At 44.4% G+C, this 14,514-nt stretch carries 11 protein-coding genes; 7 read left to right on the top strand and 4 right to left on the bottom strand.

Features of this window, described 5'->3' with window-relative positions; translation table 11 throughout:
• Positions 1–156 precede the first annotated feature (156 nt).
• Positions 157–762, top strand: coding sequence for an AAA family ATPase (locus AAC006_RS09800; protein WP_126873564.1), 606 nt, complete (start codon positions 157–159; stop codon positions 760–762).
• Between the two features lie 94 nt (positions 763–856).
• Positions 857–1,864: a LacI family DNA-binding transcriptional regulator gene (locus AAC006_RS09795; protein WP_126873565.1), complete on the top strand. Its 1,008-nt coding sequence runs from the start codon at positions 857–859 to the stop codon at positions 1,862–1,864.
• 83 nt (positions 1,865–1,947) lie between these two features.
• On the opposite strand, the gene AAC006_RS09790 is transcribed toward AAC006_RS09795, so the two are convergent.
• From AAC006_RS09790 to AAC006_RS09775, 4 genes are all read right to left on the bottom strand, one after another.
• The gene (locus AAC006_RS09790; protein WP_126873566.1) at positions 1,948–2,814 is read right to left on the bottom strand and encodes a D-amino acid aminotransferase; all 867 of its coding nucleotides are present in this window, start codon (positions 2,812–2,814) and stop codon (positions 1,948–1,950) included.
• Between the two features lie 2 nt (positions 2,815–2,816).
• Positions 2,817–3,749, bottom strand: coding sequence for a biotin-dependent carboxyltransferase family protein (locus AAC006_RS09785; protein ID WP_126873567.1), 933 nt, complete (start codon positions 3,747–3,749; stop codon positions 2,817–2,819).
• Positions 3,739–4,443, bottom strand: coding sequence for a carboxyltransferase domain-containing protein (locus tag AAC006_RS09780; RefSeq protein ID WP_126873569.1), 705 nt, complete (start codon positions 4,441–4,443; stop codon positions 3,739–3,741). Before AAC006_RS09780 ends, AAC006_RS09785 begins: the two co-directional genes overlap by 11 nt.
• A gap of 127 nt (positions 4,444–4,570) precedes the next feature.
• Positions 4,571–5,299, bottom strand: coding sequence for a 5-oxoprolinase subunit PxpA (locus AAC006_RS09775; protein WP_126873570.1), 729 nt, complete (start codon positions 5,297–5,299; stop codon positions 4,571–4,573).
• Between the two features lie 65 nt (positions 5,300–5,364).
• On the opposite strand from AAC006_RS09775, the gene AAC006_RS09770 reads away from it, so the two are divergent.
• The 5 genes from AAC006_RS09770 to AAC006_RS09750 all read left to right on the top strand — a co-directional run bounded on the left by AAC006_RS09770 (position 5,365) and on the right by AAC006_RS09750 (position 14,440).
• Complete coding sequence (locus AAC006_RS09770) at positions 5,365–6,237, top strand: S1-like domain-containing RNA-binding protein (protein ID WP_126873571.1); 873 nt, start codon at positions 5,365–5,367, stop codon at positions 6,235–6,237.
• 26 nt (positions 6,238–6,263) lie between these two features.
• Complete coding sequence (locus AAC006_RS09765; protein WP_126873572.1) at positions 6,264–6,671, top strand: OsmC family protein; 408 nt, start codon at positions 6,264–6,266, stop codon at positions 6,669–6,671.
• Between the two features lie 185 nt (positions 6,672–6,856).
• Positions 6,857–7,933, top strand: a complete 1,077-nt coding sequence (locus AAC006_RS09760) for an efflux RND transporter periplasmic adaptor subunit (RefSeq protein WP_126873573.1) — start codon at positions 6,857–6,859, stop codon at positions 7,931–7,933.
• A gap of 23 nt (positions 7,934–7,956) precedes the next feature.
• Positions 7,957–11,331, top strand: coding sequence for an efflux RND transporter permease subunit (locus AAC006_RS09755; protein ID WP_126873574.1), 3,375 nt, complete (start codon positions 7,957–7,959; stop codon positions 11,329–11,331).
• Complete coding sequence (locus AAC006_RS09750; protein ID WP_260563630.1) at positions 11,318–14,440, top strand: efflux RND transporter permease subunit; 3,123 nt, start codon at positions 11,318–11,320, stop codon at positions 14,438–14,440. Before AAC006_RS09755 ends, AAC006_RS09750 begins: the two co-directional genes overlap by 14 nt.
• Positions 14,441–14,514: the final 74 nt, after the last annotated feature.

Below are 14,514 nucleotides of genomic sequence, written 5' to 3'. Positions count from 1 at the left end.
TTATTCTACGCAACACCACGTTAACAAATTACGCATTCGCCGTAACAATATTATAAAGAAACCTTGAACGCAACCGGTTTCCAACTTATGATTATTTTAAATAAGTCATCCTAGTGTTGAGCACTTTCCTTAGCATTGAGTTAAAAAGGTAGTTAAATGACTGCAAATACCGTTTTCTTTATTACTGGCGTTTCAGGCACAGGGAAATCTACTATCGGCGAGCGTGTGGCTTCTGAACTGAGACTTGTTTTTGAGGAAGGTGATAGTTATCACCCTGTGGCTAGCGTAGAAAAAATGTCTGCTGGGATTCCGTTAGAAGATGCCGACAGATGGGACTGGCTAACGCATTTGAATAAAATAGCCAAAGATCATTTGGCGAATGATCGAAGCGCTATTATTTCTTGTTCAGCGCTTAAAGCATCCTACCGAGCATTATTATGTGAAGGGCTAAGTGAAGGGCTAAGTGAAGGGCTTAATAAAGAGCTAACAGGAAGGCAAGCTGAAGAGAAAAAAAATCCATTAGCTAAAAGCGTTCAATCGAATGTAAGGTTCATCTACTTACATGCCTCTACCGATACCATTGGCCAAAGGCTTAAACAAAGACAGCATTTTTTTGTGGGCGATGATATGCTCAAAAGTCAGTTTGCTACCCTTGAAATACCAAATAAAAATGAGGCTTTCTTTGTGGATGTTTCACAAAGCATCGATGAGGTGGTGGCCAAATGCAAGACGTTTATCAGCTCAGTGATAGATGCTTCATAGCCCCTAAATTTGACGCCTTTTCAAACGAGAGTATAACGCCCCATTACAGTGAAATAAGTAAACTGTGCAACAATAATAAAAATGAATCTACCTTATGAAAAATATTAAAAAACGCACAACCATTTCAGACATCGCCGCACATTTAGGTATTCACAAAACTACGGTTTCTCGCGCCCTTAAAGATTCAAGTAGCATCTCAAAAGCGTTATCACTGAAAATAAAGAAAGCGGCTAAGGATTTAAATTACATTCCTAACCGCGCCGCGCAGAGCTTATCTATACAAAACAATAAAACGCTTGCCTTACTACTCCCTTCATTTGGAAACAATGTTTTTAACGAGGTAGTTTCAGGTGCAAAAACGGTTGCTGATGAACTTGGCTATGCATTAATGATTGGTGACTCTACCTATTCAGAATTGGGAGAGGAACGTATTGTTGAATCTTATATTCAGCAAGCAGTTTCAGGTTTTATTCTCACTTCTAGTCGTCATACCGACGAAACCATAAGAATGTTAAAAACCAGCGATGCACCGGTGGCGGAAATTATGGATATGTCGGAGTCTACTTTTGATATTAACTATGGCGTAGATCATTTCAATGCGGCAAAAGCAATGACAGACTACTTGATAAACGAGAAAGCCAGAAGGAAAATCGCATTTTGTTCGCTGCAGCTAGACTGGCGTGCCGTACTTAGAAAGCGGGGTTGGGAACAAGCGCTTTACAATGCACGTCTTCAAGATGATATGTGTCTTCAATCACGCGCTGATGCCTCATTTCAAGCAGGCGCAGAACTGCTTGCAGAATCGCTTCACAAGTGGCCAGACTTAGATGCCGTATTTTTCGTGAGTGATGAACTTGCAGCGGGCGCCGTAATGGAATGTAATCGCAGGGGGATCAAACCTGGAAAAGACATCGATATATGTGGTTTCAATGACTTAAGTTTTGCGAAAGCTATTTACCCTTCCCTTACCACGGTATTCACACCGAGAAGAGAGATGGCTGAATTAGCCACCCGCGCATTGATATCAATTATTGAAGGTAAAAGTGTAAAAGAAACAAGTAAAGTATTTCCCTATGAGATTAAATTTAGGGAAACTGCTTAGGTATTTTTGCCTGCATGCGCTTCCCTATCCTTCAATGTAAATTACGTTATTGTAAGCCAGCCTTTAAGTTTTAGCCGCTAGGCCTAAGCCTCAAACTTATAATTGTGATAAGCCTTTATGGCTTTCTCCCACATCTGCCCTACTTCACCGCTACCAATAGTTTTACCATCAACTTCAACGACAGGCGCAATTTCTTTGCTTGAAGAGGTTAACCACACTTCATCTGCATTGAATAAATCTTCCTTAGTAAACCACTTTTCTTCTACTGCCAAACCCGCTCGGTTAAATGCTTCTAACGCTATTTGACGAGTAATTCCAGGTAACAGCTGGTTATCTAATGGTGGGGTAAAAATGGCATTATCTTTTACCATAAACACGTTGCAAGAACTCGCTTCAGTGATAATACCGTCACTGTTGTGCAGAATAGTTTCTTGCACACCACTATCTACCCCCGCCTGAAAGTGCATCACATTACCTAACAATGACGTTGATTTGATATGGCAACGCTGCCAGCGCTTGTCTTCTTCAAGCGCCACCTTAAAGGGCTTAACATTGGCTGCTTCTAACGGTTGAGCTGGCGCAATTTCAAAGGCAAAACCAAATACGGTAGGCGTAATATTTTGCGGGTAGGCATGATAACGCTTGGTGTCCGTTCCACGACTAATATGGAAATACACGCCAATGTTTCCGCTTGGAAAATGGCTGGCATTGGCGTCGATAAGCCCGTCTAGATTTTGCTGCCACTGCTGTGCACTGTATGGGTTAGTAATAGAAATAGCCGCCAAGCCATCGCGCATTCTGCTTAAGTGGCCGGTCATCCCTACCGCTTTACCGTGGTAAGTAGGAATAACTTCGTAAATACCATCACCGAATAAAAAGCCTCGGTCCATGGGGGAAATTTTAGCTTCTGATAACGGCATGAATTCGCCGTTTAAAAATGCAATGGTCACTCTTATTCTCCTGTAAGGCGAAATCGTTTTTGCCAATTTAATAAAAATGCGGCGCGGGCATCATCGTAATGCTGACTCATGAAGGTAACAGTTTCCCCCGGCACGGCTTGCGCTAAACGATTAACATCAAGCAAACTTACACTGCCAAGCTTTGGATAACCGCCTAAGGTTTGTCTGTCTCGCATCATCACAATAGGTTGTCCGTCGGGCGGAATTTGCATCGCACCGATATGTATAGCCTCAGAACGCATTTTAGTCATATTGCTATGTATGGGTGAACCAGACAGTCGATAGCCCATACGATTAATATTTGTTGTTACCGTATACTCGTTTAAAAACAAACGCCCTTTTTCAGAAGCGCTAAACTTGTCTTCTTGGTAGCCTAAGATAAGCGCTAAGGGCTGACTCAAGTCGTATTGCGGCCAGTGCTTCGGTGCTAAAGCCCTGTGAGCACTTTGTATTGTTGGGGTTTCAATATTGATGGTATCGCCACCCCCTAACGGCGCGCCTTTATTTTCAAGGCCGCCTATACCTTCGCGCAAGACCGTGCTCGCACTGCCTAGCGGTGAAGGCACTTGCCACCGACCGTGTATTGCAAGATAGGCCTTACTGCCCATGTGTTCACTGTCAATAGATACCCGATCACCCGCTTTAACAAAGATAGTTTCAAATGGAGAAACAGACTGTTCATTTACTAGGCAAACCACACTACGACCCGTGGCAGCAACTTGCGCATCGGTATCACACACAAATTTTGCGCACCCTATAATTTCAATACAGGGCGTACCTTCTTGGTTACCGGCCAAATAATTCGCCCACCAATATGCTTCTTCATCCATAGGGCCTGACTGACAAAAGCCTTGGTGCTGTTTACCTTGCCGACCGTTGTCGATAATTAGGCTCAGCAAACCATTTTGTTCAACACTAACCTTCATGCAAGTCTCTGAATTCCTGTTCTGAAATGGGCGCGAACTTAACATTGTCACCTACTTTTAAAAGCGCGTTATGGCTAGTGTCCACTAAATTCAGTGGGCATAAACCTAACAAGTGCCAGCCACCAGGCGATGACGATGGGTAAATAGCAGTTTGCGCGTCGGCAATCGCCACTGCCCCTTTAGGTACCTTATTTCGTGGCGTTTCTAATCTAGCGCACTGTAAGGTTTCGGGCACATTCCCCATATAAGCAAAGCCAGGGGCAAAGCCCACGGCGTAAACTTTGTAAGTCATGCTAATATGAGCATCAATAATATCCTGCTCACTTAACCCCGTTTTTTGGCTTACCAACGCTAAGTCGTTAGCCGGCTCTGCCCCATACCACACAGGTATTTCATGAGTTTTTGCGCTAATGCCGCCAGTACCATTGATACTCATATTCGCATCTTGTGCTGCTAGCGAGCGAAGCATCTGATAAACAAAGTGGCTATCCACTTTATGAGCATCAAAAACCAGCAGCAATGAGTCGTAGGCTGGAACACATTCTTTTAGCCATGGAAACGTCATGCTCGTAATGGAATGCAACCAATGCTGACATCGCGCATTGGCAACATCTACCGTGTCGCCCGCGAAGTACAAAAGTATGGCATCTAAGCCAGCAGGTACTATCTGCTTAATATCCCCAAAGGGATGCATAGTAATATCCTTAATAAAAAGGGTGAAATTATGGCGACGTTAAGGCATTTACGTGATTTATTAAGTAAAAAATGAAATCACTTGGTGTTTTCTTCTACTTTGTAAATTCCTTATACCTTTGAGCCACCTATTTCATGCATTCACGAATTTGTTGTGCAATCTCGACAGCACCCGCGGTATCGCCATGTACGCACAGTGTGTCAGCCTGCAATGGCAGTCTTTGCCCGCTAACGGTGACAACTTCACCATCTTCAATCAAAAGCTTCGCTTGGGTTAGCGCTTCTGCGGCGGTTAACACCGCGCCTTCTTGTGAGCGGGGCTGCAAAAAACCTTCATCGGTATAGCGACGATCTGAAAACGCTTCGAATATTAACGTCAATCCATATTCTTGTGCTTCAAGCACCAAGGCTTCATTGTGTGCGTGAGATTGCACCATCAACCCCAACCGGCCTTTGTTAATACTCCCCACAGCTTGCATGACCGCGGTACGCACTTGAGGGTCAAGCATCATATCGTTGTATAACGCTCCATGGGGTTTCACATAACTCACTGGCACGCCAACAATACTGGCCATACCCATCAATGCACTAACTTGATATTGAACACAGGCTATCAGTTCTTTTATTGGCATAGCGAGACTTCGACGCCCAAACCCTTGTAAATCGGGATAAGAAGGATGCGCGCCTATTTCAACATTACTGTTTTTAGCCAGATACAGCGCTTGTTTCATCACTACGGGATCACCGGCATGAAAGCCGCACGCAATGTTAGCTTGGTCAATAAATTTCATAATGTCGGCGTCTACAGGCATTTGCCATGCACCGAAACTTTCACCTAAATCGCAATTTAACTTCATAAGTGTTTAGCTCTTAACCTCAATCCGATATCATGTTACCTGTTCTTTTTTAAAAGTCAGTGTTAATGATAAATATTGGAAAAATTAATACATTAAAAGTGGTCGCCGAATATCCGTTTGGCTATGCGCTAGCACCACTTGCCGATAATGTAGATGAAACCGACTACAGTAGTGAAGATATGCCTACTGTAACCTTACCTCACGACGAAGTAACCACGCCGCTGGAAGTGGAGCAAACCCTAGATGTGTTTGTGGCTACCGATCAACGAGGCGATTTGTTTGCTACCTTGAAGCCACCGCGCATACAAGTGGGTGAAACCAAGGTACTCAAAGCGGTCTCGGCTACCCACTTCGGTGCATTCTTCGACTGGGGCCTAGAGAACGACTTACTCATTCCCGCCGATTATCAAGAATCGCCTATAGATCCCGGCATGTATTACGTTGTTCACGCTTTCTTTGATGAAAAAACAAATCGAATTTTAGGTGCAACCCGTTTGCACTATTTCCTTAAAGAAGGCAGCGCCTATCTTAGCGAAGGTGAAAATGTAAGTTGCTTGGTTTATGCCAAGTCAGACTTAGGCTTTAAAGTGGTATTGAATGAAAGAGCCCTGGGCTTAATATTTCATAGCGATGCATTTAAACCACTTAAAGTAGGCCAATCTACCGACGGCGTAGTCAAAACCATCCGTGAAGATGGCAAAATTGATGTGGTGTTGCAGCGTCATGATAAGGAAACCCGAGATGCCTTGCAGCAAGCCATCTTAGATGATTTGGAAGCCCATGGTGGCATTTCAACGTTAACCGACAAAAGTCCGCCCGATGCCATTTACCAACATTTTAATGTAAGTAAAGCCGCGTATAAAAAGGCATTAGGCGCATTGTATAAGCAAAAGAAAATTACCATTGGCGCAGACGCCGTTCGTCTCACCCAATCGTAAGCAGCAAGTAATAGTTAGGAAGTATAATGAAAGCACAAGTTTCATGGGATAAAGACCTCACTTTCACCGGTACTACCGACAGTGGGTATAAAACCGTTATGGACGGCAGTGGTAATGCGGTATCACCAATGGAGTCAGTATTATTAGCCGTTGGCGCCTGCTCCAGTATTGATGTGGTAGACATTCTTAAAAAAGGCCGCCACCAAATTGAAAGCTGTGAATGTGAACTAGAAGCCGATCGCGCTGATGACGCCCCTCGCGTGTTTACGAAAATTCATGCCCACTACACTGTGGTAGCTAGCAGCGTGACCGAGAAGGCATTGGCACGTGCAGTACAACTTTCTACTGAAAAATACTGCTCAGTTATGTTGATGCTAACGGGCAACGTGGAGATCACCACCAGCTATACTTTAGTTGAATCTACACACAATTAGGCTAATACACCATCTATTAGTGTAAAAGGCTATCAGTGATTGATAGCCCTTTTTCATTTCCCTCAGGAAATAAATACAACCTACTGATTACTAACAAATAAACATCTCCTTACATTTACTGGCATGGTTGCTGCTGTTAGCTGTTATTACTCTAATAATTAACGACAACAATCAGGTATTTGACCATGGACGCTTCGTTTAACTCGCTTCGCACACTGTCCCTTACTGGCGGCATACTCTCTTTATCTTTAATGCTAGGTGCGTGTACCGACGCCGATGCAATAAATCCAACGGAAGACATCGCTGAAGCGGTGATAGCCATACCGGTAGAAGCCGCTACGGTAACCAAGGGATCAATTAGCTCTACTTATACTACTACCGCCATTTTGGAAGCGAGAGAAGAAGCATTTGTGGTAGCAAGGGCGTCCGGCATAATTGAACAGATAGTGGTAGAAGAAGGTGACTACGTTGAAAAAGGCCAAGTGCTCGCGCAATTAGATAAACGCAGATATGAACTTAATCTTGCCAAGGCAAAGGCAGATTTAACCGGTCTTGAGCGTGAGTTAGATAAGGTAAACAAAGTCTATTCTAAAAACCTTATCAGTGTAGATACCTACGACAAACTGACCGCACAATATGAATCAGCCAAAGCGTCGGTTCATCTTGCTGAACTAGATTTAAAAGAAACCACAATTACAGCGCCTATCAGCGGTTTCATTGCTTCTCGAAACGCCAAAGTAGGTAACCTGACTGAATCTTTCCAGCGAGAGCGCATGTTCCATATTGTGCAACAGCAGAATTTACAAGGCGTGGTGTACTTACCTGAAAACGAATTGCAAAATGTAGCAGTAGGTCAACCCGCCACCCTTATTGTTGCTGCACTAGGCAATAAATCATTAACAGCATCGGTAGAGCGAATTAGCCCTGTAATTGATGCGGCCACTGGCACATTTAAAGTTACCCTTGCGGTGCCAAATGAAAAACACGTATTAAAAGCGGGCATGTTCACTGACGTAGCCCTTGAGTACGCACTCCACAATAGCGCTACGCTACTTCCTCGACGTGCGCTTATCACTATGGACAACCAACATAGCGTCTTTGTTGTTAAAGACAACATAGCCACAAAAGTCGACATTGAAACTGGCTTTGAACAAGACGAAATGATTGAAGTGTTAAGCGGCTTACAAGGTGAAGAAAAAGTGGTTACTGCTGGCCACCAAAACCTAAAAGACCAAGCCCCTGTAGATGTCGTTAACGGCTAAGCCCGCTATAAAAAGGATATACCATGCGTATTGTTGATATAGCGGTTAAACGCCCGGTTGCCGTGTCTATGTTTACTTTTGCTGTGCTGTTGTTTGGTATGGTCTCATTAGGTCGATTATCGGTAAATTTACTGCCCGACCTCTCCTACCCCACGTTAACCATTAGAACCGATTACACAGGTGCTGCTCCAGGCGAAGTGGAACAACTTGTTTCTAAACCTATTGAAGAAGCTATTGGCGTAGTAAAAGGAGTAAGGAAAGTAACCTCTACTTCTCGTGCTGGCCAATCAGATGTGGTGATGGCGTTTAGATGGGGTACCGATATGGATTTCGCGAGCTTAGAAGTACGCGAAAAACTTGATGTGCTTCAACTGCCTCTCGACATTGAAAAGCCTCGCCTGTTGCGCTTTAACCCGAGTTTAGATCCGGTGATCAAACTGGGGCTTACAGAAAACGTGGCCACCGGCCAACTGTCTACCGCCCAAATGAAAAGGCTACGGTTATACGGCGAGCAACAAGTGAAACGGGCTCTCGAATCTGTTGAGGGTGTGGCTGCTGTGCGTGTTGGCGGTGGCCTTGAAAACGAAGTACACATTCTTATCGACCAACGTAAAGCCAGTCAGTTATCTATCCCTATTACCCGTATTATTGACCGTATTAAAGCCGAAAATGTCAACGCCGCAGGTGGTCGTATTGAAGGCGATGCCCAAGCGTTCCTGGTGCGTACCCTGAATCAATTTGAAAACCTGACCGAAATTGAAAACCTTTTTATTGGCCGTTTCGAAGGTAGAAACATTCAATTAAAAGATGTGGCGACGGTAGAAAGTGCTTATAAAGATCGTAGTGTGGTAACCCGCTTTAATGGCAGTGAAGGGGTTGAAATTGCGATTTACAAAGAAGGTGATGCAAATGCAGTTGATGTAGCAAAGCAAATAGCCTCTCGTCTTAGTGAAGTTGAGAATGACATTCCTTCGAATTACACACTGACGCAAATATACGATCAGAGTGTGTTTATAAAGCAAGCCATCGATAATGTTAAGTCAGCGGCAATCATGGGCGGGTTACTTGCCATGTTGGTGCTGTACCTATTTCTTAAAGACTTCTGGACTACAGTCATCATTTCTGTGTCTATTCCTGTGTCGGTTATTGCCACCTTTAACCTGATGTATGCCAACGATATAAGCTTAAACATGATGAGTTTAGGGGGAATTGCACTGGCCGTAGGTTTGCTTGTCGATAACAGTATTGTGGTGTTAGAAAACATCGACCGCCACAAAAAGCGTAGGCAAGCTATGTTAGCAAACAATGCTGATGGTCATATCAGCCAAAGTACTCCTGTTTTGGCTGACGATCCGGCTGCATCAGGCACTAAGGAAGTATCAGGTGCCATTGTCGCTTCTACACTAACCACAATGGCCGTATTTGTGCCGCTTATTTTTGTAGAAGGTATAGCGGGCCAGCTATTTAAAGATCAAGCCCTTACTGTCAGTTTTGCACTCGCCGCTTCGTTAGTGGTAGCGCTCACTCTTATTCCCGCCATGGCGCGAAGAAAGCAAAAAACACAGCTTGCCCATGAAGATACTTTTTCATCCCCGGCAAAAGCGCGCCCCACTAGCTTGCTAGGGAAAATTGGCTATGCCGTAAAATGGCCTTTTGCAACGATACTTCGCTTTGTGTTCGTGTATTTGCCTGCCGCGTTAATTACCTTAGTGATTGGTGCATGGCATATTCTTGCAAAGGGCTTGTCGCTATTGTTTACGCCCTTAGTGTGGATATTTAATAAGGGCTTTAATGGCCTAGAGAAAATATATCACAGCGCCCTAATTGCTAGCTTGAAGGCCAGAACACTTGTGGTCATGATAGCCTTAGTTTCAGCCGGCGGTGCGCTGCTTCTTGTCCCTAAACTGGGTATGGAGCTGATTCCCACTATGTCGCAAGGTGAATTCTCGGTAGATATTACCCTACCAGCGGGTACCCCCTTAAGCACAACAGATGCAACGTTATCGAACTTATCGACAATCGCATCGGCAGATGCGAACGTAGCAAGAACATACGCTATGTCGGGTACGGGAAGTTTAATTAGTGCCGCGCCTAGTCAAGGTGGCGATCACTGGGGAAGACTCAACATCGTAATGGCTCCTAATGCCAGTTCCAGTTCGAGCGAAGGCAAAAATGCGAGTAGCAATATGGACAAGGTAAAGGCCGCTCTGCGCGATGCGCTTAACCGTTACCCCAATGTTCAAGCTACTTTTACTGAGCCAGAACTTTTTACTTTTGCCTCGCCTATTCAAGTTGAAGTCAGTGGTTATGATTTACGCCAACTTCAAACCTATAGCGATAAAATTGCCCACGAATTAAGTACACATAACAATTTCACCGATATCGCTACCAGTATTCGTGAAGGTAACCCAGAACTAAAAATTGAGTTTCATCATGCCAAGCTATCTCGTTTAGGCCTTGATGCTGCCACGGTATCGTCTTTAATTGCCGCTAAAATTGGTGGCCGCGTTGCAACACAATACAGCCTTGAAGATAGAAAAGTGGATGTATTGGTTAGAACCAAAGACAGTCAGCGCGACAACATCAATGATGTACGGGCCATTGTCGTAAACCCTGATTCATCACAACCTATTCCCCTTGGCGCCGTAGCCGATGTTTACATGAGTGTTGGGCCCAGTGAAATTACGCGTATTGGGCAACAACGGGTGGCATTAATTTCTGCCAATTTAGCAAAAGGGAAGCTAGATGAGGCCGTTGCATTGGTCAATATGGTGCTTAACGATACGCAGTTACCTTTGTCTATGGATGCCACAGTGACTGGGCAAAGTGAAGATATGCAAGATAGCTTCAGGTCGCTGCAATTTGCCTTAGCGCTGGCTATTTTTATGGTGTATTTGGTGATGGCGTCACAATTTGAATCACTTCTACATCCACTGCTTATACTGTTCGCTGTTCCCCTTGCTGGCGCGGGTTCTGTGTACGGACTATGGCTTACCAATACACCATTGAACGTAGTGGTATTCATTGGGCTTATTATGCTGTGCGGCATCGTGGTTAACAACGCTATTGTGCTTGTTGATCGCATTAACCAGTTACGTGCTAACGGCATGGAAAAAAACGCGGCCATCATCGATGCAGGAAAAACCCGTTTACGCCCCATTGTGATGACAACCCTGACAACGATTTTAGGCTTGATGCCCATGGCCTTTGGTTTAGGTGAAGGCGCTGAAATACGCACACCTATGGCCATTACGGTAATTTTCGGGTTGCTATTTTCTAGCTTACTAACCCTAATACTGCTACCCGTGCTTTACAGCCTTTTCGATAAAAAAGCATCAACCGTGGTAGAAAAAAACCAAGGTTCAGAGGTTTCGGGAGGCACCTATGAAAACGCCTAACGATAAGCATAACAATGGCGCTACGCAACCTAATAAGCCCACTGAAAATACTATCCATGGTATTGGCGCTGCACTAGCTCGATTTGCGTTAAATCGCCCAGTGACTATAGGCATGGTGTTTATCTCCATGTTGTTGTTTGGCGCAGTGTCTGGAAAGTTGTTGCCATTAGAAAAATTCCCTGGCATTGATATTCCTGAAATGGTGGTCGAGGTGCCCTACCCCGATGCCACGCCGGTTGAAATTGAAACCATGATCACCCGCCCGGTGGAAGAAGCCATCGCCACCATGTCGGGTATTAAACGATTGCGAGCAAGGTCATATGAAAATAAAGCGGAAGTTATCGTTGAGTTTGATTGGGATGAAAACCTTAAGGCAAAGGGCGTAGAAGCCAGAGAAAAGATTGACGCTATTCGCCACCTGCTTCCTGCAGATGTAGAACGTGTCATGGTGTACAAATTTAACACCAATGATATGCCTATTTTTCAACTTCGCGTATCGAGCGATCGTGATCTATCCCTTGCGTATGACTTATTAGAGCGCAACTTAAAGCGCCCTATTGAGCGTGTTGCAGGTGTGTCTAAGGTAGAACTATATGGCACTCTCAAAAGGCAAATTACTATTCGGTTAGACCCGAAATTACTGACCGCCTATCAAGTGGATGTCACTGCCTTGGGTCAAAAGCTTCAAAACGCCAACTTTTCGTTAACCGCAGGCTACATGTATGACAATGGCGAAAAAATACTGGTTAATCCTGTTGGTGAATTCACCGACATGGCCGATTTCGAAAACATGTGGGTTTCACCCAATGTGCGTTTGTCAGACATTGCCACTATCAGCTTTGAATTGCCCGAGCAAAGCGAAGGCCGCCACCTAGATAGAACCTTTGCAGTAGGCTTCAATATATTCAGAGAGTCTGGCAGCAATTTAGTCGAAGTCTCGTCGGCAGTGATGGAAGTGATAGAGGAAGCCAAGTCTGACCCTGCATTTACGGGTATTAACCTGTTTGTTATGGATGATGTGGCAAAAAGCGTAACCTCGTCGCTGTCTGATTTGTTAAGTGCCGGACTGTTAGGCGCATTACTTTCTATCGTTGTGCTGTATTTATTTTTGCGCCAACTGACGACTACATTAATTGTGGTGCTTTCTGTTCCCTTCTCTATTTGCATCACCTTAGGGGTAATGTACTTATTGGGCTACACCCTAAATATTTTGTCCTTAATGGGGTTAATGTTAGCGGTAGGTATGTTGGTTGATAATGCGGTGGTTATTACCGAAAGTATCTTTCAAGAACGTCAACAAGATAACAATATCAGCCGCGCCACCCAGCGAGGAGTTAACAATGTTAGCTTAGCCGTTATTGCAGGAACCGCCACTACGGCCATTGTATTTTTGCCCAATATTGTAGGGGTAAAAATTGACGTCACCATATTTTTAGAGCACGTCGCCATCGCCATTTGTATCTCGCTTTTCGCCTCGTTATTTATTGCCAAAACCTTGATCCCTTTGCTTACTACAAAAATAGCAATTCCTGAAGCGAAAGAAGACAGCACACCTGGCTATATCACGGGATATGGTCGAATTCTGTCATGGGTAATGGCAAACCAAGGAAAAACATCACTTATAGCATTAAGTATTTTGCTTTCTACTGCTATTCCTATGCAGGTCGTCACCTCTGATGATGAAGGTAATGATAACCAAGAACGAATTTGGCTCAATTATCATGTTACTCAGAACTACACGCTTGATGAAGTAGAAAAAACGGTGGATAAAATGGAGGCGTTTTTATATGAAAACCAAGAACGTTTTCATATCAAGCAAGTTTATACCTACTTTACACCTGGTCATGCGGTGAGCGGTATAACGTTAAATGACGAGCTTCCAGTTAGTGTTGGGGCTATTAAAGAAGATATTCGGGAAAACATGCCTGCCTTCGTTAGAGCTCGCCCATCATTTCAATGGGACAGTGGCAATGGCGGCGGTGTGCGTATTACCTTGTTGGGCGAATCTTCAGATACCTTGCTAGAAATATCAGAACGCCTTATTCCTATACTCGCTAATATTGATGGGCTCACCGATGTAAAAGCCGATACTGGCTCTAAACGCGACGAACTTCAGATTCGAATTGATAGAGAAAAAGCGAACCGATTGGGCATTCAAGTGAGTGACGTAGCCCAGCTTGTGGCTACGGCATTAAGAGGCGCGAATTTACGCACATTTCGATATGGTGATGCAGGTGAAGTGAATGTTCAACTTCGCTATGGCAGCGATGTTCAAAAATCGTTGGATGCACTTAAGCATATCAACATTGGGTTTAATCAAGACAGGGCAATCACCCTTGCTATGGTGGCTGACTTCTCGATTGTGCAGCAACTTTCGCAAATTAATCGAAGCTACCGACAAACGGCGTTAGATATCGGCGCAAATTTGGAAGATGATGCCACTATAGAAGAAGCCAAAGAGCGTATTCAACAGGCACTAGCCCATATCGAACTGCCCACGGGTTACCAGTGGACACTAGATGGCAGCTTTTCACGCCAGGATGAGGCTAATGGGGTGATGCAAATGAATATGCTGCTCGCCTTGTGCATGATTTATGTGGTGATGGCGGCGCTGTTTGAATCACTCGTGCTGCCTACCTCGGTGATTACGTCGTTACTTTTTTCATTTACCGGCGTCTTTTGGGCCTTTATGGTAACGGGTACATCCATGTCGATAATGGGCATGATTGGCATGCTGATTCTCATGGGTATAGTGGTCAACAACGGGATTGTATTAGTCGATAGAATTAATCAACTGGTTAATGAGGGAATAACCCTATATGACGCCGTTGTGCTGGGCGCACAATCTCGCATTAGACCTATTCTAATGACAGTGGCAACAACCGTACTCGGTCTAGTACCGCTAGCAATGGGCGCAACAAGAATAGGTGGCGACGGACCGCCTTACTCACCAATGGCCATTGCCATTATTGGTGGGCTAGTGTTCTCCACCATGACCAGTTTATTTTTGGTACCACTTGCTTATGTGTTGCTACTCAAGCTGCGTTTTAATACTCAGCGAATGATAGTCAACGGACAAGCTAGAATAGCTAAACTTATTAAAGTGTGAATAGTGTAGTTACGATGACTAAGCCGTAAATAGTGTTAAGCATTACTTACGTAGCGGGTGTTTCTGCTGATAAA

It is taken from the genome of uncultured Alteromonas sp., from assembly GCF_963976965.1.
In the GTDB taxonomy this organism is placed as follows: domain Bacteria; phylum Pseudomonadota; class Gammaproteobacteria; order Enterobacterales; family Alteromonadaceae; genus Alteromonas; species Alteromonas naphthalenivorans.
The sequence above is the reverse complement of the archived record's forward strand: the minus strand, read 5'-3'. Positions and strand labels throughout refer to the sequence as shown.

Bases quoted from the DNA above. Each gene is read 5' to 3' on its own strand.
- AAC006_RS09785 (WP_126873567.1), bottom strand. From the start codon at position 3,749: ATGAAGGTTAGTGTTGAACAAAATGGTTTGCTGAGCCTAATTATCGAC.
- AAC006_RS09765 (WP_126873572.1), top strand. From the start codon at position 6,264: ATGAAAGCACAAGTTTCATGGGATAAAGACCTCACTTTCACCGGTACT.
- AAC006_RS09750 (WP_260563630.1), top strand. From the start codon at position 11,318: ATGAAAACGCCTAACGATAAGCATAACAATGGCGCTACGCAACCTAAT.
- AAC006_RS09760 (WP_126873573.1), top strand. From the start codon at position 6,857: ATGGACGCTTCGTTTAACTCGCTTCGCACACTGTCCCTTACTGGCGGC.
- AAC006_RS09800 (WP_126873564.1), top strand. From the start codon at position 157: ATGACTGCAAATACCGTTTTCTTTATTACTGGCGTTTCAGGCACAGGG.
- AAC006_RS09795 (WP_126873565.1), top strand. From the start codon at position 857: ATGAAAAATATTAAAAAACGCACAACCATTTCAGACATCGCCGCACAT.
- AAC006_RS09770 (WP_126873571.1), top strand. From the start codon at position 5,365: ATGATAAATATTGGAAAAATTAATACATTAAAAGTGGTCGCCGAATAT.
- AAC006_RS09755 (WP_126873574.1), top strand. From the start codon at position 7,957: ATGCGTATTGTTGATATAGCGGTTAAACGCCCGGTTGCCGTGTCTATG.
- AAC006_RS09775 (WP_126873570.1), bottom strand. From the start codon at position 5,299: ATGAAGTTAAATTGCGATTTAGGTGAAAGTTTCGGTGCATGGCAAATG.
- AAC006_RS09780 (WP_126873569.1), bottom strand. From the start codon at position 4,443: ATGCATCCCTTTGGGGATATTAAGCAGATAGTACCTGCTGGCTTAGAT.